The following is a 21,504-nucleotide window of genomic DNA, read 5'->3' as shown; positions in this document are numbered from 1 at the left end:
TTCTAAAATGATTCTTTACGACTACTGTCGATCCTCTGCTGCGTATCGCGTCCGTATTGCCTTGAACCTTAAAGGCCTGGCCTACGAGCAGGTACCTGTGAACCTGTTGAAGTCGGAACAGCGTGGTGAAGAGAATTTGGCGCGTAACCCTCAGGGGTTGGTGCCATCTCTGGACGATAACGGAGAAATGCTGAACCAGTCACTCACGATGTGTGAATATCTGGATGAAGCGTATCCTGAAACACTTCAGTTGCTGCCTTCTGATGTGCTGGAGCGTGCCCGCGTACGTAGCCTGGCACAGCTGATTGCTTGCGATATCCATCCGGTGAACAACCTGCGTATCCTCAAATACCTGGTGTCTGAATTCGGCGTGTCCGATGAGCAGAAAACCGCGTGGTATCAGCACTGGGTTCAAGAGGGTTTTGTGGCGTTGGAGCGTGCTCTGGCTGATTCAGATCAGACGGGCAAGTTCTGTCACGGTGATGACCCAACACTGGCGGATGTGCTGCTGGTGCCTCAAGTATTCAATGCAAATCGCTTCAAGGTGGATATGAGCGTCTATCCAACAATCGCTCGTATTGCGGATGCATGTAATGAGCTGAAGGCGTTTGCGGATGCTCATCCGGATTTGCAGCCGGGCGCTTAAGCGTTTAAGTGATAGGTTATAAAAAAAGCCGCAACAGGGAGATCCCTTGTTGCGGCTTTTTCGTTTAGCTGCGGAGCAACGCAGAGCAAGGTGCTGAGGGAGTTAACTATCGTGCATGGCCTGCATGGATTCTTGTGTCCACTGCAAACTGTGGCGATAGGCGCTTTCATACAGATCTATATCCATATCCAGCGGCAGTTCATTCCAGTTGCCGGTTTCATAGGCAATGACGGCTTTTAGGGTTTCTCCGATCGGCCCGGCGTAATCGCGCAATGCATCTTGAATATCGGCCGCCAGTGGTACCTGTTCGAGCAGTGTGGCCTGATCAATATCAAGCAGTGCATGCAGGCCAGACATCATGCCCGCCATGAAGTAACTACCTGTATTCCGCTCATTCGTGGCATTGGCCAAGGCTTCACACATGGCTCCACGGATCAGTAGCATGCGACATAGCTCTTCGGGCTTGTCGTCCTGGCTAGTCATTGAGATCAGAGTGACCCAGCGGCGGATCTGTTCCATACCCAGGAGAACCACTGCATCCGTGATCGACTCAACCCTGCGCACCAGAGAATATGCTGCTGAGTTGACGATACGTAACATTTTGAACGTGAGCACCGGATCCTGAATAATCAGCGATTCCAGGTCTTCAGGTGTCGCCTCCGGACTGTTCACTGCCTGTACGAGCTGCATCAGTGTTGCTGCATTTGCTTCCAGCTTCTTACCTTTGACCAGTTTGGGGCGGCTTAGAAAGTGTCCTTGAAACAGTTTAAAGCCAAGCTGACTGCAGGCGACGAGCTTTTCGCTGCTTTCAATCTTGACCGCTACCGGTGTGACTTTGAAAAAGCGTAAGCGCGACAGGCAGTTGCTGAGTTCTTCGTTATTCAGTTGCGACACATCCACTTTAACCATCTGCACAACTTTCAGCAGGGGGTCGTAGGCTTCGCTGTACGTGAAGTTATCCAAGACCAGGCGATAGCCATCTCGGGCAAGCGTAAGAATCGCTTTAATGGCCTTAGGGGAGGGCCTAACCGTTTCAGGGATCTCGATCACGACCTGTTTTCGAGGCAGATCGGGGAAGTCGCCGCTGAGTAGCATCTCTTCACTGATATTGATAAAGGCAGGCACGCGCTTTACAGAGCCTGCATCACTGATACAGGTATAAGCATTCAGCAGGACTTCTATTGTCGCACTGGCATCTCGGAAAACTGCGTGTTCGGTATCCTGATCATTGCGGTATAGCAGTTCATAGGCAATGACCTTCTGGCCGCTATCGAAGATCGGTTGGCGAGCCATTAATACCTGGCCGCGGGCGCTCGAATCCATCGCTTCTTTTTCTCCGGGCAGAACTGTGTAAGCCCGATCTCCAGATCAGGCCTGTCGTCATTTGGGCCTCTAAGTGTAGCGCTGGTTGCTGAATGAAGATAGGGAGGTTATGTGGCGGCTACAAAAAATAGTAGCCCTGATCGCTGGGAAAATTTAAAAAACGCATGAGCATACCGAACTCAGGGGAATGGCTCAATTTGTAGTTTAACTACAAAGGGTTGCGGTTGATTTATGTCAAGAATGACTGTCAGGAACAGGAGGATAATTTAGCCAAGAAGTCGAAAAGTTAACCGGAAAATTAAAGGAGATATCAATGACTGCAGAGCCTCAAGTTACCCCTTCTGGTTCCGATCTGGTCGCACCACAAGTCGTGGCCGAGGTCGTTAATCAAGCTAACAACCCTGTAGCTGACGCGACGACCGAAACTGCCGAGCGCCCATTGGAAGCATTGCTCGACGGTGAGAACGATTATCCCTACGACAAGAAAATTTCCCGCTCAAATTATGAAAAGCAGAAAGAGGAGTTGCAGATCGAACTTCTCAAAATGCAGCAGTGGGTGCGTGATACAGGACAGCGTGTCGTTATTATATTTGAAGGTCGTGACGCAGCTGGTAAGGGCGGTACGATCAAGCGCTTTATGGAACACCTGAATCCGCGTGGTGCAAAAGTGGTCGCACTGGAAAAGCCGACCGAAGTGGAAAGCGGTCAGTGGTACTACCAGCGTTATATTCAACACCTGCCAACGGAAGGTGAGATCGTGTTGTTTGACCGCTCATGGTACAACCGCGCCGGGGTAGAAAAGGTTATGAACTTCTGCACGCCATCTGAATATCTCGAATTTATGCGCCAGACTCCTGACCTGGAACGTATGTTGGTACGCAGCGGCATTCGTCTGTTTAAATTTTGGTTCTCGGTGAGTCGTGATGAACAGTTCGGTCGCTTTCAGGCTCGTCGTACCGATCCACTGAAACAATGGAAGCTGTCACCGATTGATCTGGCTTCTCTGGATAAGTGGGATACCTACACCGAAGCCAAAGAATCTATGTTCTTTTATACCGATACTGCCGATGCGCCGTGGACCGTGATCAAATCCAACGACAAAAAACGTGCGCGTCTGAATGCAATGCGTTACGTGCTGTCTAGCTTGCCATACCCGAACAAAAACACGGATATTGAGCTGGCACCGGACCCGTTGATTGTTGGTAGTGCGCGTGATGTACACGAACGCGATGAACACGTTTTAATTCCAGGCGCACTTTGATCGGGTGATCCCCGATAGACAAGGAAAGGAGTAACTAGAATGACCATGAGACAAACCCAGCACGCACTGAACATCGTTGAAGCCTTCAAAGCAAAGCTGACAGAAGAGCAGCGTACAGCCGTTGGTGCTGCGCACTTTGACGAGTTATCGTTGCTGATCGAATCAGCTATGAGCACCGCAGTGTTGGAAGAGATGGAAAAAGCTGCCGATCAGGTAGACGAGCTGGCACATAAACTGCGCCATTTTGCAGAGCACTTTGATAACTAACCTCTCGCTCTGATCGCATAAGCAGGCCCGCGCGGCCTGCTTTTTGGTTTAATTCCTCGCTTTTCCTGCCTTTTAAAGCCAGTTCATAACTGTAATTCAAGATCCCACCGGGTATCCGTGTGCAATCACAGGTATAATAGGTCGATTAAATTCGCCTAAGAGATTGCATGGCGACGACTGCGCTCGATTATCCTGCGTTAAAATTTGACCCAAAATACTCACTTACATTTTGTAAGCCTTGGTTTTGCTTCAAATTGAGACTTACCTAATCTGCGCTCTTAATGTTTTCATGCTTCCTTCAGAGTACAGGTTTGCACAATGAGTATTAACTGGTTTCCGGGGCATATGCACAAAGCCCGGAAAGAGATTGCCAAGGTGATGGACGAAGTAGACGTCATCATCGAGGTTCTGGATGCACGTTTGCCGCAGTCCAGCACAAACCCGCTGGTGGATACCCTGCGTAAGGGAAAGCCAGCTATTAAACTTCTGAACAAAAGTGATCTGGCTGATCCTGCCCGCACGAAAGAGTGGCTTGATTACTTCAATGCGCAACCAGACACCATGGCTGTTGCGTTGGACTACGAACAGAAGAAACAGATCAATCGCATTCCTGACCTGTGTAAAAAAATGGCGCCATCACGCTCCAATGCAGATCGCCCGGTACGTGCCATGATTATGGGTATCCCCAACGTGGGCAAATCCACCATGATCAATGCGCTGCTCGGTCGACGTATTGCGAAGGTCGGTAACGAGCCGGCAGTGACAAAAAGCCAGACGCGTTTCACCTCCAAGAACGGAATGGCGTTATCCGATACACCGGGTATACTCTGGCCGAAAATTGAAGACAAAGATTCCGGTTACCGTTTGGCCGCCAGTGGCGCGATCAAAGATACCGCAATTGACTATGAAGACGTTGCACTGTTTGCCGCAGGTTTTATGCTGAGTGATTACTCGGAGCGCACACAGGAACGCTACAAACTGAAAGCCCTGCCAGAAAGACCTGATCAACTGCTGGAAGAGATTGGCCGCAAACGCGGCGGTCTGCGTCCTGGTGGCGTGATTGATATGCACAAGGCATCTGAAGTGCTACTGCACGAGATGCGTTCTGGCAAACTGGGTCGTCTTACATTTGAGACGGTTGCCGAGTGGGAAGAGAAACACCGTCTGGCAGAAATTGCCCGACTAGAAGCTGAAGCCGCTGCTCTGGCTGAAGCTGAGCAACAGGAGCAAAAATGAGCCGTTCTAAGAAAAAACGCAGCAATGCGAACCAGTTAATTTTTGAAGATGAAACCGGGCCAAACAAAGCTGAACGTTTTGCCAACCCAAACAGCTATGAAGCGCGTAAGAAACGTGCGATGAAAGACCGTAAGAAAAACCGCTCCGTTTACCAGAAAGAGCTGGATAAACAAGAAGCTGCTAACGCAGGCGACAATCAGGGTCGGCCTAAAGGTGGTCGCCTGGCGGACAAGATTCGTAAGATGAACGCTGAAAAGAAAGCAGATTAATTCTGTTTATAGTTTGATCTCCGGTTAACCCTCTTCTATTTTTGGGGATACAGACAACCGGAGATCAAACCATGTCTCACTCACCCATTCACCGTGCCGGGCATTCGCCCATCGAAGTTGAGCTGGAGGAGGGGAAAACCTACACGTGGTGTGCCTGCGGGCGTTCCAACTCCCAGCCTTTCTGTGACGGCTCCCATCAGGGAACCGGTATTGATCCTGTCGTATTTGTTGCCGAACGTAGTGGTACCGTGTGGCTTTGCATGTGCAAACAGACGGCGACACCGCCGCTGTGTGACGGCTCGCACAATAAGAAAAACAACCTATAGGTTGTGCTAGAATAGCCGCCTTTTGATCACCATCGAGGCAGCTCTCTTGCAGCAGTACGACGTTCTTATTGTGGGAGCCGGCGCATCCGGCTTAATGTGTGCAGCTACCGCGGGCTATCGTGGCCGCTCGGTATTAGTTGTGGAGCATACCAAAAAGATCGGGCGAAAAATCCTGATGTCCGGTGGTGGGCGCTGTAACTTCACGAATATCCATAATGGTCCTGCCAACTTTCTCTCGGAAAACCCTCACTTCTGTAAATCTGCCCTGAGTCGATATTCCGCACAGGACTTCATCGATCTGGTGGATCGTCATGGCATCGAATACCACGAAAAAACGTTGGGCCAGCTGTTTTGCAATGAATCCAGTAAAGAGATTCTTGATCTGTTGCTGACTGAGTGTGATTGGGCGGGCGTGACGTTACAGACCGAAACTGAGGTTGAAAACGTTCAGCAGGTCGAGGGTGGCTATCAGCTGCAAACGTCAAAAGGCCCGGTACGTTGTGAGTCATTGGTGATCTCTACCGGAGGTTTATCCATTCCTAATGGTGGAGCGACTCCGTTTGCCTTTGATATTGCGCAGCAGTTTGGTTTGGGTATGACTGAACGCCGCGCCGCACTTGTACCGTTTACCCTGCAGCCGCAGGAACTGGAACACTTCAAACCGTTGTCTGGCATCTCCCATGATCCGGTTGAGATCACGGTGGGCAAAACCACCTTTAAAGAGAGCATGCTGTTTACGCACCGTGGACTGAGTGGTCCGGCCGTGTTGCAGATCTCTTCATACTGGCAGCCGGGTGGGGAGGTAGAGATCAACCTGTTCCCTGAGTTAAATCTGACCGAATGGCTTAAAGAGCAGCGCGACCAACGGCCTAAAGCTGAGCTGAAAACCGTTCTGGCCACCTTGATGACCAAGCGTTTGGTGCAGACCTTCTGCGACCTCTGGCAGATCGAAGGTATTCTGGGTCAGTGCAGTAATGAAAAATTGGAGCAGATCGCGGACCGGTTCCACTGCTGGCATGTGAAGCCAAGTGGCACGGAAGGGTATCGCACGGCTGAGGTGACTCTGGGTGGGATCGATACCAACGAAATATCATCCAAAACCTTTGAAGCTAAAAAAGCGGATGGGCTCTACTTTATCGGAGAATGTCTTGATGTGACAGGTCATCTGGGCGGCCACAATTTCCAGTGGGCCTGGGCCTCCGGCTTTTGTGCGGGCACCTTTGTTTAATTGTATCGACGTAATTAAAACGAAGACTATTGGAATTAAAACGAAGACAGTTCAGTCGCGCATATCTGCATGGGTGCGGGATAATAGGGTGTGTCGCGGGGAATTGTCTGCGTTTTTAATACATCGATACATAGCCTGCCGACTGAACTTATCTGAAATTCAGCCTGGCATCGGACAGGTTGGTTTTTACCAATGAGCGTATCATCTCTGCCAGTTGTCTGTAAAAACCACGGTTTGGCGAGTTCTTTCGCCAGGCTAATACAAGGGTGCGATGCAGATTCAGGTTTTCAACATCCCTGACACTCAGGCCCTGGGGCTGGTGTATCTCTGAATGGATGTAAAGTGAGGGTACAAAGGTCAGCCCCATCCCCATTATCACCATCTGGCGCAGGGCATCCAGGCTGGAGCCCTCGTAATCCCGGGCTATAGTAGCTCCAAGTTCGGAGCACAGAAGCTCCATCTGATGGTAGCTGCTGTACTGTTCTTCCAGCGTAAGAATGTTCTGTCCGTGCAGATGATGCGCTTCGACCTGCTCTAACTTTGCCAGTGGATGATCTTCCGGGGTAATCAGTTTCAGGGGTTCTTCATAGAGTACTTCGGTGGTGAAACGGGGAGTGCCAAAGGGCTGGGATATCAGCACCAGATCCAGCCGTCCTTCAAGCAGGTCAAGCTCTAATGTTTTGGGTGTGTTCTCCCGCACAAAAAGTTTAAGGGAGGCATAGGTTTGGTGTAATCCCGGTAGGATATACGGTAGCAGATAGGGACCGATCGTGGGTGAAACCCCCATACGAAACGTGCCTCCCGGACCGTGATTCATCATTGCTGCCTGGTCCAGCAGACCGTTCATCTCCTCAAGAACCTGACGTGCGTTCGCTAGCAGATCCCTGCCGGCTGGTGTCAGGGTAGCCCCGCTCCGACTGCGTTCAATCAGGGTCAGGTTCAGGGTTTTTTCCAGGTTGTAGATCTGGGCTGTCAGGGTTGGCTGACTGATTTTTAGCTGCTCCGCAGCCCCCCGGAAAGTGGTGGATTCCGCCAGGCGAACAAAGTATTCCAACTGCTTTATGGTCGGTGTTTCAATGGCCAAAACTGCAAATCCTCAGCGATAAAACATGTATAGTGATAGGGTTATGCTATCAATAAAATTAAACAATCTCTATTGAGCTATCAGCTACAGCATCGCAATATTAGGCCCCTCAATTAATCTGGGATTAAGAATAAATCTTAATTTATTAACTGGTTAAGGGGGACTGAAGCTCCGCAGAGCAACTTTTGTTGCTGGTGGTCAAGGTCTTTCGGCTGGTTTTCATTGATTATGAACAGCTGCTGAAAAGGGATGGCTGAAGTTTTAACGGCCAGGGATTCAGGCTGGCTGAAAACGGTTTATAACTATAACAAAATGGATCGATATTACATGCATGTCGTTAAATGGGCGCTGGTCCTTTCAATATTCTGGTTGTTGCTTTCAGGCTTCATCCAACCATTATTACTGAGCTTTGGCGTAATCTCCGTTGTTGTTGTCCTGTTTACTCTCAAGCGGATGGATAAAGTCGAAAATGAGCCCGGGCAGATCGGTACAAGTCTTCGACTGATCCGTTATACCCCCTGGCTGATCGGGCAAATTTTCAGTTCAGGTTTCCATGTAACAAAACTGATCTGGGGTTCACCAGATAAGGTTTCCCCGGCTATCGCAAAAATTAGCGCGAAAGATATCCCTCCAAGCAGTCGTGTCCTTTATGCCAATTCAATAACCCTGACTCCGGGAACATTGAGCGTGGATCTGGAAGAGGGCGAGGTGACTGTCCATGCGTTACAGGAATCATCAATCACTGAGCTGGAAGAAGGTCAGATGGAAAAGAAAATTACCGCTATCTGGGGTGAAAACAAATGACTGAAATTCTGGCAGCTGCCTGCATTGCGATTCTGGTGGTTATGGCGCTTGCTCTGGTCAGGGCATTTAAGTCGCCTACGGTTTACGACCGGATCCTTGGCGTCAATATGTTCGGCACCAAGACCGTTCTGTTTATTGCCGCGAGCGGATTTCTGATGGGCCGTCCTGACTTTCTGGATATCGCCATCGTCTACGCATTGATCAACTTTATCGGAATGGTCGCGGTACTTCGATTCTTCGAATATACCTCACCTATTGAATAACAACTGAGTATAAGTGCTAAGCCATGGATTTCCTGGACATTGTCAGTAGCATACTGCTTCTCGCAGGTGTTTTTTTTGGATTCAGCGGCGCTGTCGGGCTGTTCCGTTTCCCAGACTTCTTCACCCGGGTACACGCAGCCAGTGTCACCGATTCTATCGCCGCTATTCTGATTATCGGCGGTTTGCTGTTACAAACTTCATTCGATCTGAACACAGCCAAGCTGGTGTTTATTCTGCTGTTTCTGCTGGTTACCAGCCCGACGGCCTCCCATGCCCTGGCAAAATCTGCCCGCCATGGAGGATTACTTACGTTGGCAGAAACCAGCCCGCAAGATAAACAGGAGAGTGCTAAATAATGGCTGAGTTTATTGATCTGGTGCTGCTGGCGATGCTGGCACTCACCGCCCTGCGGATTATTTTCTTAAAAGACCTGTTTGCCGTGGTAATGCTGTTCGGTATCTACAGTTTCCTGTCCGCTTTAATATTTGTGAACCTGGATGCGGTTGACGTTGCCTTTACCGAAGCTTCTGTGGGGGCGGGTATTTCTACGGTGCTGATGCTTGTAACCCTGGCGATGACGGGCCGTAAAGAGAAACAGAGTACGCACTCCACGATTTTGCCGCTCTTCGTTGTGCTGGTTACCGGTGCTGCGTTGATTTATGGCACCCTTGATATGCCTCCTTTCGGGCACCCGGATAACCCAGTGCATCAACATGTAGCGCCTCGTTACATAGAAGAGTCACCGAAAGAGGTTGGCTTACCGAATATGGTTACGTCGGTGTTAGCAAGTTACCGTGGCTTCGATACGCTGGGGGAAACGGTTGTAGTGTTCTCTGCGGTTATTGGGGTTCTCTCCCTGCTGGGTGTTCGACGTACGAAGAAAAAAGACCTGGAATCAGGTCTGGAAACTCACAAGGTGCTACATGTGGTTTCTAAGATCATTATTCCTCTGGTGATTCTTTTTGCCCTGTACGTTCAGTTCCATGGCGATTTCGGCCCTGGCGGTGGATTCCAGGCCGGCGTAATCGCTGCAGCCGCTTTTATATTGTATGCACTCGTTTTAGGGCTGCCCAAAGCATTTGCAGTGGTCGGGCCTAAATTCCTGCAGTGGATGGCCGCAGCCGGTGTACTGCTGTATGCCAGTGTCGGTCTGTACAGTATGTACAAGGGTGGTAACTTCCTAGATTACAATACACTCGCCGCAGACCCGATTGCTGGTCAGCACTACGGCATCATCATTATTGAGCTGGGTGTCGGTATTACAGTGTTTGCGGTCATGCTGAATATTTTCTATGCCTTTGGCAGTCAGGCAGAGAGGTCAAACATCCAGTGAGCTTTATACTCGATTACTACAACTACTGGGTCGTCGTTTTTCTGATGATGGCCGGTTTTTATATTGTTATTTCCGCTAACAACCTGGTTAAGAAGATTGTAGGTCTGAATATTTTTCAAACCTCTGTTTTCATGCTCTATATATCCATGGGCAAGGTTACCGGAGGCACAGCACCGATCGTGGTGGAAGGGGTTACTCAATACTCTAACCCACTGCCTCACGTACTTATTCTTACAGCCATTGTTGTGGGTGTTGCCACAACAGCGGTGGGTCTTTCACTGATTGTCCGGATCAAACGAGCTTATGGCACTGTTGAAGAGAATGAATTTGAAAATAAGGATGATGCGATCTGATGCTTGAACAACATTTAACAGCGCTTCCTATTATTCTGCCCCTGATCGCTGCACCAATAGCACTTATCCTGGGGCGCTCAGTGCTTTCCTGGGGCTTTGCCACCCTGGCCAGTGGCCTGGCATTTCTGTTTTCCTGGCAGCTCCTGTCAGCGGCACTGTCGGAGGGTGTAATCAGCTATGCTGTCGGCGGTTGGGCGCCACCCTGGGGAATCGAATTAAGAGTCGATGCTGCCAATGCCTTTGTCCTGCTGGCGGTAACTGCCATCTCAACACTGGTGCTGGTTTACTCGAAGGACAGTATCGAAAAGGAGGTGAAAGCAGCTAATCACTCTCTTTTCTATACCGCGCACTTACTTTGCCTGGCGGGCCTTTCGGGCATACTGATTACAGGTGATGCATTTAACCTGTTCGTATTCCTGGAGATCTCTTCCCTGGCAACCTACACCCTGGTGAGCCTGGCATCAGACAGACGTTGTCTGACAGCTGCTTTCCGTTATCTGGTGATGGGTACCATCGGTGCGACCTTTATCCTGATCGGTGTTGGTTTGCTTTATATGAAGACCGGTACCCTTAACATGATGGATCTGGCGGTCAGAATAGATGCATACGATAGTAGTCGTACGATTAACACCGGCCTTGCGTTCATCATGGTGGGTGTCAGCATCAAGCTTGCGTTATTCCCGCTGCATATGTGGCTGCCTCCGGCATATACCCATGCACCTTCGGCAGTGACAGCGTTTCTGGCCAGTACAGCTACAAAAGTTGCTGTCTATGTGATGATCCGCTTTATCTTCACCGTATTCGGCATTGACCATGTATTTGTTGATATGGGGATGGGCCTTATCCTGATGGCGCTGGCTGTTGTAGCTATCTTCAAATGCTCCTATATGGCAACTGTGCAAAGCAACGTAAAGACAGTACTTGCCTACAGTAGTGTTGCACAGATTGGCTATATGATTCTTGGCCTGAGCCTGGTGAGTGTGACCGGTCTGATGGCCAGTATGATCCATATCTTTAACCATGCGCTGATGAAGGGTGCCTTGTTTATGGCTGTCGGGGCAGTGTTTTATCGCGTCGGTTCTGTCGATATCAAAGCCTTTGCCGGGCTGGGCAGGAAAATGCCTCTGACCATGGCGGCGTTTACCATCGCGGGCCTGAGTATTATTGGTGTGCCCCTGACTGCAGGCTTTGTCAGTAAATGGTATCTGGTTACAGCAGCCCTGGAACAGGGTAATTGGACTGTAGCCGCGTTGGTATTGATCGGTTCACTGTTTGCGATTGTCTATATCGGCCGGATCCTTGAGGCGGCCTATTTTCAAAAACTACCGGAATCACGTAGTTCAGAAAATATTAAAGAAATTTCATGGCTGATGCTGGTGCCTATGTGGGTACTTGTTATCGCCAATATCTATTTCGGTGTTGATACCAGTCTGACAACCGAAGCGGCTAATAGCGCTTCAGAATGGCTTTTTCAAACTAACAATATTTTAGAAAACAATATGGTAGAAGGTAATTCGCAGGAGGTTTCTTCATGAATCTCTGGCAAGCACTGGAACCTGCTCAGTTAATTACACTGTCTATCTGTGTTCCTTTTGTTGGTGCGCTGCTTGTAATAGCGACAGGTAAGATACCTAACCTGCGTGAAGCAGTGACACTGATCACAGCAGCAATACTGTTTACTATTGTTCTGGCAATTACCGATTACACTTTCCAGGGAGTACCGCTCCGGTTGGATGTGGTCGATATTTTCCCGGGACTAGGCATCAACTTCGTTGTTGAACCTTTAGGTGTACTGTTCGCGCTGGTGGCCAGTTTTCTCTGGATTATCACCAGCATATACGCCATCGGCTATATGCGGGGTCACAACGAAGATAACCAGACCCGTTTCTTCTGCTGTTTTGCTTTGGCGATCAGTTCTGTTATGGGTATCTGCTTCTCAGGAAACCTGCTGACGCTGTTTATTTTCTATGAGGTACTGACCCTCTCCACTTACCCTTTGGTAACTCACGCGGGCAACGATGCAGCGAAGCAGGGTGGGCGGGTCTACCTGGGTATTCTGCTGAGCACCTCAATTGCGTTCCTGCTATTCGCGGTGCTTGGTACCTATGCTCTGACCGGAACACTGGATTTCCGTGCTGGCGGTATTTTTGATGATTCACATAATAAAGTGGTTCTCAGTGTTCTGCTGGTTCTGTTCTGCTACGGCGTAGGTAAAGCGGCTATTATGCCTTTCCATCGCTGGCTACCTGCAGCGATGGTTGCACCGACTCCGGTCAGTGCCTTGCTGCACGCCGTTGCGGTCGTAAAAGCCGGTGTATTTAGTATTCTGAAGATTGTTATCTATATCTTCGGTATTGAAGGTCTTAAGGATCTGGCGACAACCGATCTCATGCTGTATATCGGTGCGGCGACAATACTGTTGTCCTCCTGTATCGCTATGACCAAGGATAACCTGAAGGCCCGGCTGGCGTATTCAACAGTGAGTCAGCTCAGTTATATCGTGGTAGGTGCACTGCTTGCATCGTCAATCGCCAGTGCCGGTGCTGCCCTGCATATCGCTACCCATGCGGTTGGTAAGATTACGCTGTTCTTCTGTGCCGGTGCCATTATGGTCGCCAGTCATAAGAAAAACATCAGCGATATGGTGGGTCTGGGTCGCAAAATGCCGATTACTTTCGCAGCGTTTGCTATTGGTGCTATCAGTATTATCGGCTTACCACCTATGGCAGGCACCTGGAGTAAATGGTATCTGGCCATTGGTGCGTTAGAGACGGATAAACTCATCATAGTGGCAGTGCTGATGATAAGTTCCCTGTTGAACATTGCTTACCTGTTACCTATTCCTATCAGGGCTTTCTTCAGCAAACCTGTTGAAGGTGCCGAGCCATGGTCCTGGTCACAAACTAAGGAAGCGCCGTTACCGATTCTGATTGCGCTGACGATTACTTCTTTTGGTTGCCTGGCACTGTTTTTCTATCTTCAGCCGCTGGTCGAGCTCATTAACCTGATTCCAGGAGTCTCAACCGATATGGCAGTTTCAACGAATATGGGGGAGGGGTAGATGTCTGATAATCATGATTCAGATGGCTGGTTTGATAAGCCAGAGAACGTTAAGAAAATGTTAAAAGTTTTCTATGTTATCTGTGGCCTGTTAGTCCTGGTTGATTTTATCGTGCACCGACACATCTACCATGACTGGGAAAATATCCCGGCATTTTATGCCATCTATGGTTTTATTGGTTGTGTTGTTCTGGTGCTTATAGCTACAGAGATGCGTAAGTTCCTGATGCGTGGGGAAGATTACTACGATGAATAGTGTTATACCGTTTCTTCCTTTACTGCTGGCTGCTCTGGCGGCGATTTTGCTGCGAGGCTGGTTGCGCAATCTGATAATGATTGCTGCACCGATCCTGGGTGCCATTAACCTGATGGGGATGGACCATGGCGTGTTCTGGTCCCTTGAGTTTATGGGTTATGCCCTGGAGCCGGTAAAAGTAGACAAACTCAGTCTGATGTTTGGTTACCTTTTCCATCTGGCCTCGCTTATTGCTGTAATCTATGCGCTGCATGTTAAAGATACCGTACAGCATGTGGCTGGCCTGGCTTACGCAGCAAGTGCAGTGGGGGCCGTGTTTGCTGGTGACCTGCTTACCCTGTTTATCTTCTGGGAACTGCTGGCACTGACCTCAGTATTCCTGATCTGGGCTCGTCGTACGGATCGTGCATACTCTTCCGGCGTTCGTTATCTGATCATTCAGGTGCTATCAGGCGTGTTATTGCTGGCAGGCCTGTTGATCTTTGCCCGGGTAAATAACAGTCTGCTGTTTACTCAGATCGGTTTGCAAAATGAAGGTGTGGCTCAGCTTGGTGCCTGGTTGATTTTCTTTGCCTTCGGTATCAAGTGTGCATTCCCGTTTATGCATAACTGGCTAACTGATTCTTATCCTGAGGCGACCCCGAGCGGTACAATTTTCCTGGCTTCATTCACTACCAAGGTAGCGGTGTACGCCTTTGCACGGGGCTTTCCCGGTGAGGAGATCCTGGTCTGGATCGGCGTTACTATGGCCTGTTTCCCAATCTTCTTTGCAGTAATCGAAAACGACCTGCGACGGGTACTTGCCTATAGTCTGATCAACCAGATCGGCTTTATGATCGTGGGTATTGGTATAGGTACTGCTCTTGCCCTGAATGGTGCTGTAGCTCACGCCTTTAATGACGTTATCTTTAAAGGCCTGCTGATGATGACCATGGGCTCGGTATTGCACATGACCGGCAAAATCAACGGCTCTGAGCTGGGTGGCTTATATAAAAGTATGCCCAAAACCACCGTGCTCTGTATTGTCGGTGCGGCCTCTATCTCAGCTTTCCCTCTGTTCAGCGGTTTCGTATCCAAGTCGATGATCATGGCTGCAGCGGTTTCTGAAGGCTATGATATTGTCTGGCTGTTGTTGTTGTTTGCTGCTGCAGGTGTATTCCACCACGCAGGCATCAAGATCCCATACTTTGCTTTCTTTGCGCACGATTCGGGTATTCGTACCACTGAACCGCCTAAGAATATGCTGATTGCTATGACGTTAGCGGCAATTGCATGTGTTGTACTGGGTACTTTCCCGGCTCAGACGGTTTATGCCCTGTTACCATGGGAGCATAACTATCAGCCTTATGATGTTACTCACGTATTAACCCAGTTGCAGTTACTGTTCTTCTCAGCGCTGGCCTTTGTATGGCTGAACCTGCGAAATATGTATCCGCCAGAGCTGCCATCGACGAATCTCGATGCGGACTGGTTGTACCGTAAGCTTGCGCCGGCTGTTGTGAAAAGGGTTGCGAGCACAACTTATGGTGCTTATGCCAGCTTTGAAAAGTCTGTAGCCATTTCAATCAAGCAGATGGTCCAAAATTCATATGATGCAGAAGCAGGTAAACCAAAGGGCTACTTCGCAAGGCTTTGGCCAACCGAAACCATGGTCGTCTGGGTAGCGGTATTGCTCGCGGTTTATTTGATGTTTTACTACATACCTGATCTGCTCTAATCAGCTTGAGTACTTAAGTTTAAGGTAGTATTTGCGGGTTCACCGTCATAGGAGTGCTTTCCAACGCAGTTTCTGGCTTTGTCAGGCTGCTTGGAAAGCACTTGTCATTTCGCGGCGCAGCCTTTCGCGCACTCAGCCGATTGACTGTCCGCTGAGAGGGTCTGGGACTTATTCGCAGGTTCCTTAGAATATTTGATGGCGTATCTGTGATGATTTGAATGCTATTGCTGATTGGGCATGGTGGAGGCAAGCAGATGCCAAGGTTCCAAAAAGGTTGAGTGCTCTGAATCTGAGCACATATTCTGCCCTGACAATGAATCAATCGTCTTATCAGATTTAGAACAATCAAATAGTGATGAGAGGTTATCAGGGCTTAATTCAGATCAGTATTCAATATCGATGCGAGATAATGACTGATGCATAAAGAATGTTTGGGTTGGTTTAAAAGCCCTTACATTTCAATGCGTTGTCTCTGGCTTGAAGATAGGGTGCTGCGCTGATTTATTGAATCTAAAGCCGCGGTGACCATGTTGGTCGTTGCGGCTTTAGGGTTAGACTTCGGTGAAGCCCGGATAGGGGTTTTTAGCTTCTCCTTTACTCGACGGGGACTGCTACTCGTCCAGTACCTTTTGAATCAGTCAGCACGGGATAATGCTGGGTAAATACCATATCATCCTGAGCTCCTGAGACATGGCAACCAGAGCATTTTCCAGTCGGGAACTGCTTACTCGTCTTTTGGAACAGTTCACTGTTATCCAGTTTTGGGTAACGGAAGAAGCCCCAGTTACCAGGTTCATTGGCGAACTTCTCTGAATCCTTCAGCATTCCCGCCACGGCAACGACATCACCGGCAGCGTAGCCAGAGCCGGTCAACCCTTTGTAACGCTCGGCACTCATAACCTCTTTCAGTAGCAGGGTTCCTTTGCGGAACTTACCTGTCTTTTTCCAATGCTGGAAAGCGCCGCGATCCATGTAGATTGTTCGCATCTCATTGAAGGGCGCTTTGCCGTTGTTGAGTTCATTGGGGGATACATTTGATCCGACCTGAACCCATTCGCGGTAGTTCAGGGGGAGTATCAGCTCATTGTCAGTATTGAACTTAGCCGGTGAGGGTAAATCCTCGGCGTAGGTTGTATTGAGTACAGAGGCAGTCAAAAGTGCTAATAGGCAGGCCAGCTTTGTAGATTGGGAGCATATTATTTTTATCATTTTTACAGTTCCAAGCGGGATAAAAAGGATTTATAGCTAGCCTTACGTCGTGAACGTAGGACTAGCTGAGCGCTACGTACGAAGAGCGACGTTAAGCGATCACTTGGAAAAGTCTAAAGAGCGAAGTGGAGTATGAACATACGGGTTATGTACGGGGAAAATATGAGGTAGGAATAGGTGCGTCGCGTCAAACTAAAGACATCAGGTAGCTTTTTAGATTCACCGATGCGCTTTTAATCCCGAGTTTTTTGCGGATGTTCTGCCGGTGAAAGTCGACCGTGCACTTTGCTAGGTGCATCTGGTCTGCGATCTCTTTGCTGGATTTGTCCTGCTGGATGTAACGGGCAATCTTCTGTTCGGTAGGGCTTAACAACGTCGTGCTGATCGCCTGATTATCTGTTTTTACGGTCAGCTGATGACGAAGTCGTTCCAGACAGTTTTGCTGGACGGTATTTAGAGGGCTTTGTTCGAGTTCGTCTAAGTGAGGGAGTACTATGCGACGGAGTTCCTCGCTGGCTTCGGACTGCATCTCTTTTCTATCGTATTCCCGTTGCCGCAACAACACCCTCAGCGCTGTATTGATCTCATCTAGATCGGTTGATTGTGCTGCAATCTCTTGGCTCTTTTGTTCCAGGGTCTTTTCAAGATGTATCTGCTGTTGATGGTGCGATTCCAAATCTTGTAACAGCATCAGGTCATTGTTGATCAGCGCTTGGAACTCTTCAATAAGGGGGCGATATTGCAGGGCGTTGTTTTCCTGCTTCTGATCCATGAGGCAAATGGTTCCGAAGGGTTCGCCATCCGGCCATCGTAGAGGAAAGCCTAGGTAGAAGGTCATGTCACATTCGATTTGGGGGGCGTTTTGCCAAGCGCTAGATTGAGTGGCATCTTCCACCAGAAGTGGTTTTTGGCTACGGATTACGTGGTCACAATACATATCACTGCATCGTTTGTTATAACCCTTTTTTTGAAACGGATTATCCTCGCTACGGTTGCCCAGCAACAGGCATATATCGTCCTGTCTGACACGCGTAATCAAAACAGCGCGGGTGTGACTTAACTGAGCTAGCAAATCGACGATGTGCTGCCATTTGTTCAGCAGGGCTTTCGGGACTGATGGCCTTTGCTGTGTGTTCATAGATCATCTCCCCATTACTAGGTGCAGTTAGCGTTATTCCACGTGTCTCCCTGTCTGGTACGGCTAAGGATATAGCAGGTTGTAGGTCAGTTTTGTGCGCCAACAGACTTCATCCTCTGGAGCCAACTATGATTTTCACGATGCGTGGCTATACCAGAGGGCTAAGTCCGTGAGAGAGGGAAATGGACTACGCTGGTCGCGGGCAAGCGCCTCGTTTAGTAGAAACATTCACCAATTTGGATGAGGTTTACATGCTGAAAACGTATGACGAACAATGGAAAGGTTATAAAAATTCAGGTCATGTGGGTGTTGTGAGTAAGCTCAGACTTCGTGGCCAGGAGCTTCAAGATTGTCTTCGTTTTAATTTCTACGAACATGGTAAAATGCCCGCCAATTAATGCGGCCTGCGTGGTCAGATTGACTGCGTTTGAAATACGCTGCTACAGCCTTCGATAGGACGAAACATGAAGTCCGGTTGTGCTGGCTAAACTCAATATCTATTTGCACCTAACGATTTCGGAAAGAATATCTAAATGGAAATCAAAGTAAATTTTCTAGACAACCTCAGACTTGAAGCGAAGTTTGATGACTACACTGTCATTGCCGACCAGCCAATCCGTTACAAAGGTGACGGCTCTGCGCCAAGTCCGTTTGATTACTTTCTGGCATCGTCCGCGATGTGTGCGGCTTACTTTGTAAAGGTGTACTGCAAAGCGCGTGATATTCCTACGGATGATATCCATATCTCGCAAAACAACATTGTCGATCCTGAGAACCGCTACAACCAGATCTTCCAGATTCAGGTAGAACTGCCGGAGAGTATCTCTGATAAAGACCGGCAAGGTATTCTGCGTGCTATCGATCGTTGCACCGTCAAGAAAGTGGTGCAAGAGGGGCCGGAATTTAAGATCGAAAATGTTGATAGCCTGGACGAAGATGCGTCGATCATGGCGATGGGCATGCCAGCAGGCGAAGCGCACACCATGATTCTGGGCAAAGATCTGCCGTTGGAAGAAACCATTGCCAACATGACTGGGATGCTCGAAGAGCTGGGCATGAAAATCGAGATCTCCTCATGGCGCAATATCGTCCCGAATGTATGGTCTTTGCATATTCGTGATGCAGCCTCTCCAATGTGTTTTACCAACGGTAAAGGTGCATCTAAAGAGAGTGCATTGTGTTCTGCGTTGGGTGAGTTTATTGAGCGCGCGAGCTGCAACTTCTTCTACAACGATCAGTTCTTCGGTGAAGAGATAGCGAACAGTGACTTCGTTCATTATCCCAATGAGCAGTGGTTCAAACTGACGGCAGATGATGCGATTCCAGACGGGCTGATGGATGACTACTGCCGTGAAATTTACGATCCAGAAAATGAGTTGCGTGGCTCCAACCTGATCGATACCAACTCTGGCAATGTAGAGCGGGGCATCTGTGCACTGCCTTACGTACGTCAATCCGATCAGCAAACCGTGTACTTCCCGTCCAACCTCTTGGAAAACCTGTTTCTAAGTAACGGTATGAGTGCCGGTAATAATATTTATGAAGCCAAAGTGCAGTGTCTGTCAGAAATCTTTGAGCGGGCAGTGAAACGCCAGATCATCGAAGAAGAACTGGTTCTGCCTGATGTACCGCAGGAAGTATTGAATAAATACCCGAGTATCGTTGCAGGTATCAAAGGGTTGGAAGAGCAAGGCTTCCCGGTTGTCGTAAAAGACGCATCTCTGGGTGGTTTGTTTCCGGTCATGTGCGTCACCTTGATGAACCCAAGAACGGGCGGTGTATTTGCTTCATTTGGTGCGCACCCAAGCTTTGAAGTGGCGCTTGAGCGCAGCCTGACCGAGCTGTTGCAGGGCCGAAGCTTTGAAGGTTTGAACGACGTACCGCCACCGACATTTAACAGTCTGGCGGTGACTGAGCCGAACAACTTCGTTGAACACTTTATCGATTCAACAGGGGTTATCTCCTGGCGTTTCTTCAGCGCCAAGCATGATTTCGAGTTCTGTGAGTGGGATTTCTCCGGCACCAACGAAGAAGAAAATGCCGCGCTTATGGATATCCTGAACGAGCTGGGCAAAGAAGTGTACGTGGCTACCTTCGATGATTTTGGTGCGTCTGCCTGCCGTATCTTAGTGCCGGGATATTCAGAAGTGTACCCGGTTGAAGATCTGGTCTGGGATAACACCAACAAGGCACTTCAGTTCCGTGAAGACATCCTCACTATCCACTCATTGGGTGATGAGCAGCTGGTGGATCTGGTCGAGCGTCTGGAAGAGAGCGGTGAAGACAACTACACCTTTATCCGCACCCTGATCGGTGTTGAGTTTGATGAAAACACCGTCTGGGGCCAGCTCACTGTGCTGGAACTGAAGATACTGATCCACCTAGCGCTGCAGCAGTTTGAAGAAGCGATCGAGCTGGTGGAAACCTTCTTGCAGTTTAACGATAACACCGTTGAACGTGGTCTGTTCTACCGGGCAGTCAACGCGGTGCTGGAGATTGCGCTGGACGAAGAGTTGGAACTGGAAGACTACCACCACAATCTGAGCCGTATGTTTGGTGAAGAGGTGATGGCAAACGTGGTTGATTCCCTTAACGGAGACGTGAAGTTCTACGGTCTGACTCCAACCAATATGCAGCTGGAAGGCCTTGATAAACACCTGCGCCTGATTGAGAGTTACAAGAAACTTCACGCGGCGCGTGCGGCCCGGACTGCTAAGTAAGCAGTATGACCAGAGCGTTTATTGAGCTTTATGAATACAAAACCCAGCTTACTCAGCTGGGTTTTTTTATGCCAGATCATTGCTAACCACAACATTAAAAGAGCGCTTGGGATTTGCGTCTGTTGTAGTTATCTAGACTGTGCACGGGCCTGCGAGTATCGATGCTTGGAGCAGCGTTATATAACCTCAACAATCGCAGAGATATCAACAGCAGCACCCATTGGCAAGCTGGTACAACCGATAACCGTTCTGATATGACCAGATCGTTCACTCAGTACTTTGTAAAGCAGATCGGATGCTCCATTCAGCACCGCTGCATGCCGGTATCAGTGATCTGGCAGAGGTGGGCACCAATAGGAGTAAGCGGCTTCCGCCCTGGTTCACGTTAAAGACAACAAGGATGTAGTGTCCCTCAACACGCTTTGAAACGCATGGTTGTCGGGAGGCTGTGCACCTGCACATACGTGTGTACAATCCACGATGGCGAATGAGGCGGTTCCGGTTGAAGTAACCTTTATCGGCGCCTTGTAAGGATTTGTTGCGGTTACCTTTCTATAGTTGGGTTACAGACTCCAACCTTCCCCTAAAATCTTAGCCCTGTAACGATAACGTTATAGGGGTTCGGACAATGAGACACAAATCATGGATATCATCCGTAAACGTACTAATGAAAAGGTCAGCCGTATAGTCGTTCATAACGATACGGTATACCTGTGTGGACAGGTCGCTCTTGATGCGAACGAAGATATCGTTGGTCAAACCAAGTCGGTATTGGCGCGAATTGACGATCATCTGGAGGAAGCTGGCACGGACAAAAGTAAGATTCTGTCTGCGTTGATTCATGTGAAGGAGACTAAAGATATTGGTGCCTTTAATGAGCTTTGGAATGCATGGCTTCCAGACGGTTGTGCCCCAGCCCGCACTTGTGTTCAGGCCTTGATGGCGCGTGAAACTTTGCTGGTAGAAGTGACCGTGACGGCGAGCCTGTAAACGAGGCCTCTGTCTTTTGTA

General features: G+C 49.1%; 23 protein-coding genes. 19 read left to right on the top strand and 4 right to left on the bottom strand.

Annotation, left to right across the window (positions count from 1 at the left end; all coding sequences use genetic code 11):
• Positions 1-7 precede the first annotated feature (7 nt).
• Positions 8-646 (top strand): maleylacetoacetate isomerase, encoded by a 639-nt coding sequence (gene maiA / locus IOQ59_RS10450; RefSeq protein ID WP_193953235.1) that lies wholly within the window; start codon positions 8-10, stop codon positions 644-646.
• A gap of 102 nt (positions 647-748) precedes the next feature.
• Here the strand turns inward: maiA and IOQ59_RS10445 are convergent, their stop codons facing one another.
• The gene (locus tag IOQ59_RS10445; RefSeq protein WP_193953234.1) at positions 749-1,969 is read right to left on the bottom strand and encodes an EAL and HDOD domain-containing protein; all 1,221 of its coding nucleotides are present in this window, start codon (positions 1,967-1,969) and stop codon (positions 749-751) included.
• Positions 1,970-2,282: 313 nt separating this feature from the next.
• Between IOQ59_RS10445 and ppk2 the strand changes: the two genes are divergently transcribed.
• The 6 genes from ppk2 (at position 2,283) to IOQ59_RS10415 (ending at position 6,556) form a co-directional block, all read left to right on the top strand.
• Positions 2,283-3,230: a polyphosphate kinase 2 gene (ppk2, locus tag IOQ59_RS10440; protein ID WP_193953233.1), complete on the top strand. Its 948-nt coding sequence runs from the start codon at positions 2,283-2,285 to the stop codon at positions 3,228-3,230.
• 39 nt (positions 3,231-3,269) lie between these two features.
• Positions 3,270-3,497, top strand: coding sequence for a phosphatase (locus IOQ59_RS10435; protein ID WP_193953232.1), 228 nt, complete (start codon positions 3,270-3,272; stop codon positions 3,495-3,497).
• A 318-nt stretch (positions 3,498-3,815) separates the two neighbouring features.
• Positions 3,816-4,733, top strand: a complete 918-nt coding sequence (gene ylqF / locus IOQ59_RS10430; protein ID WP_193953231.1) for a ribosome biogenesis GTPase YlqF — start codon at positions 3,816-3,818, stop codon at positions 4,731-4,733.
• Entirely contained in the window at positions 4,730-5,002 is a 273-nt protein-coding gene (locus IOQ59_RS10425) for a hypothetical protein (protein WP_193953230.1), read from the top strand. The genes ylqF and IOQ59_RS10425 overlap by 4 nt, the downstream gene beginning before the upstream one ends.
• Before the next feature lie 71 nt (positions 5,003-5,073).
• Entirely contained in the window at positions 5,074-5,328 is a 255-nt protein-coding gene (locus IOQ59_RS10420) for a CDGSH iron-sulfur domain-containing protein (RefSeq protein ID WP_193953229.1), read from the top strand.
• A gap of 46 nt (positions 5,329-5,374) precedes the next feature.
• Positions 5,375-6,556 (top strand): BaiN/RdsA family NAD(P)/FAD-dependent oxidoreductase, encoded by a 1,182-nt coding sequence (locus tag IOQ59_RS10415; RefSeq protein ID WP_193953228.1) that lies wholly within the window; start codon positions 5,375-5,377, stop codon positions 6,554-6,556.
• Between the two features lie 148 nt (positions 6,557-6,704).
• Here the strand turns inward: IOQ59_RS10415 and IOQ59_RS10410 are convergent, their stop codons facing one another.
• Complete coding sequence (locus IOQ59_RS10410) at positions 6,705-7,640, bottom strand: hydrogen peroxide-inducible genes activator (RefSeq protein ID WP_193953227.1); 936 nt, start codon at positions 7,638-7,640, stop codon at positions 6,705-6,707.
• 249 nt (positions 7,641-7,889) lie between these two features.
• On the opposite strand from IOQ59_RS10410, the gene IOQ59_RS10405 reads away from it, so the two are divergent.
• From IOQ59_RS10405 to IOQ59_RS10365, 9 genes are read left to right on the top strand one after another with little or no spacing between them, the layout of a single operon-like run.
• Entirely contained in the window at positions 7,890-8,444 is a 555-nt protein-coding gene (locus IOQ59_RS10405) for a Na+/H+ antiporter subunit E (protein WP_193953226.1), read from the top strand.
• Positions 8,441-8,707, top strand: a complete 267-nt coding sequence (locus IOQ59_RS10400; RefSeq protein ID WP_228050832.1) for an MrpF/PhaF family protein — start codon at positions 8,441-8,443, stop codon at positions 8,705-8,707. Before IOQ59_RS10405 ends, IOQ59_RS10400 begins: the two co-directional genes overlap by 4 nt.
• Positions 8,708-8,730: 23 nt before the next feature.
• Positions 8,731-9,063: a monovalent cation/H(+) antiporter subunit G gene (gene mnhG / locus IOQ59_RS10395; RefSeq protein WP_193953225.1), complete on the top strand. Its 333-nt coding sequence runs from the start codon at positions 8,731-8,733 to the stop codon at positions 9,061-9,063.
• Positions 9,063-10,040 carry a DUF4040 domain-containing protein gene (locus IOQ59_RS10390; RefSeq protein WP_193953224.1) on the top strand — a complete coding sequence of 326 codons (978 nt, stop codon included), beginning with the start codon at positions 9,063-9,065 and terminating at the stop codon, positions 10,038-10,040. Before mnhG ends, IOQ59_RS10390 begins: the two co-directional genes overlap by 1 nt.
• Entirely contained in the window at positions 10,037-10,393 is a 357-nt protein-coding gene (locus IOQ59_RS10385) for a cation:proton antiporter subunit C (RefSeq protein ID WP_193953223.1), read from the top strand. Before IOQ59_RS10390 ends, IOQ59_RS10385 begins: the two co-directional genes overlap by 4 nt.
• Positions 10,393-11,928, top strand: a complete 1,536-nt coding sequence (locus IOQ59_RS10380; RefSeq protein WP_193953222.1) for a monovalent cation/H+ antiporter subunit D family protein — start codon at positions 10,393-10,395, stop codon at positions 11,926-11,928. Before IOQ59_RS10385 ends, IOQ59_RS10380 begins: the two co-directional genes overlap by 1 nt.
• Positions 11,925-13,454, top strand: a complete 1,530-nt coding sequence (locus tag IOQ59_RS10375; RefSeq protein WP_193953221.1) for a monovalent cation/H+ antiporter subunit D family protein — start codon at positions 11,925-11,927, stop codon at positions 13,452-13,454. Before IOQ59_RS10380 ends, IOQ59_RS10375 begins: the two co-directional genes overlap by 4 nt.
• Positions 13,455-13,709, top strand: coding sequence for a hypothetical protein (locus IOQ59_RS10370; RefSeq protein ID WP_193953220.1), 255 nt, complete (start codon positions 13,455-13,457; stop codon positions 13,707-13,709). It begins immediately after the preceding gene.
• A complete protein-coding gene (locus tag IOQ59_RS10365) occupies positions 13,702-15,426 on the top strand; it encodes a Na(+)/H(+) antiporter subunit D (RefSeq protein WP_193953219.1) in 1,725 nt (574 codons plus the stop codon). The genes IOQ59_RS10370 and IOQ59_RS10365 overlap by 8 nt, the downstream gene beginning before the upstream one ends.
• A gap of 594 nt (positions 15,427-16,020) precedes the next feature.
• Here IOQ59_RS10365 and IOQ59_RS10360 read toward each other — a convergent pair.
• Positions 16,021-16,635 carry a cytochrome P460 family protein gene (locus IOQ59_RS10360; RefSeq protein WP_193953218.1) on the bottom strand — a complete coding sequence of 205 codons (615 nt, stop codon included), beginning with the start codon at positions 16,633-16,635 and terminating at the stop codon, positions 16,021-16,023.
• Positions 16,636-16,822: 187 nt separating this feature from the next.
• Complete coding sequence (locus IOQ59_RS10355) at positions 16,823-17,773, bottom strand: LuxR C-terminal-related transcriptional regulator (protein WP_193953217.1); 951 nt, start codon at positions 17,771-17,773, stop codon at positions 16,823-16,825.
• A 182-nt stretch (positions 17,774-17,955) separates the two neighbouring features.
• Between IOQ59_RS10355 and IOQ59_RS10350 the strand changes: the two genes are divergently transcribed.
• The 3 genes from IOQ59_RS10350 to IOQ59_RS10340 all read left to right on the top strand — a co-directional run bounded on the left by IOQ59_RS10350 (position 17,956) and on the right by IOQ59_RS10340 (position 21,483).
• Positions 17,956-18,171, top strand: a complete 216-nt coding sequence (locus IOQ59_RS10350) for a hypothetical protein (protein ID WP_193953216.1) — start codon at positions 17,956-17,958, stop codon at positions 18,169-18,171.
• A 135-nt stretch (positions 18,172-18,306) separates the two neighbouring features.
• Positions 18,307-20,493: an OsmC domain/YcaO domain-containing protein gene (locus tag IOQ59_RS10345; protein ID WP_193953215.1), complete on the top strand. Its 2,187-nt coding sequence runs from the start codon at positions 18,307-18,309 to the stop codon at positions 20,491-20,493.
• 642 nt (positions 20,494-21,135) lie between these two features.
• The gene (locus IOQ59_RS10340; RefSeq protein WP_193953214.1) at positions 21,136-21,483 is read left to right on the top strand and encodes a RidA family protein; all 348 of its coding nucleotides are present in this window, start codon (positions 21,136-21,138) and stop codon (positions 21,481-21,483) included.
• Positions 21,484-21,504 lie beyond the last annotated feature (21 nt).

The sequence above is a fragment of the Pontibacterium sinense genome (assembly GCF_015209595.1).
In the GTDB taxonomy this organism is placed as follows: domain Bacteria; phylum Pseudomonadota; class Gammaproteobacteria; order Pseudomonadales; family Balneatricaceae; genus Pontibacterium; species Pontibacterium sinense.
Note: the sequence above shows the minus strand (reverse complement) of the source record. Positions and strands in the feature narration are given on the sequence as shown.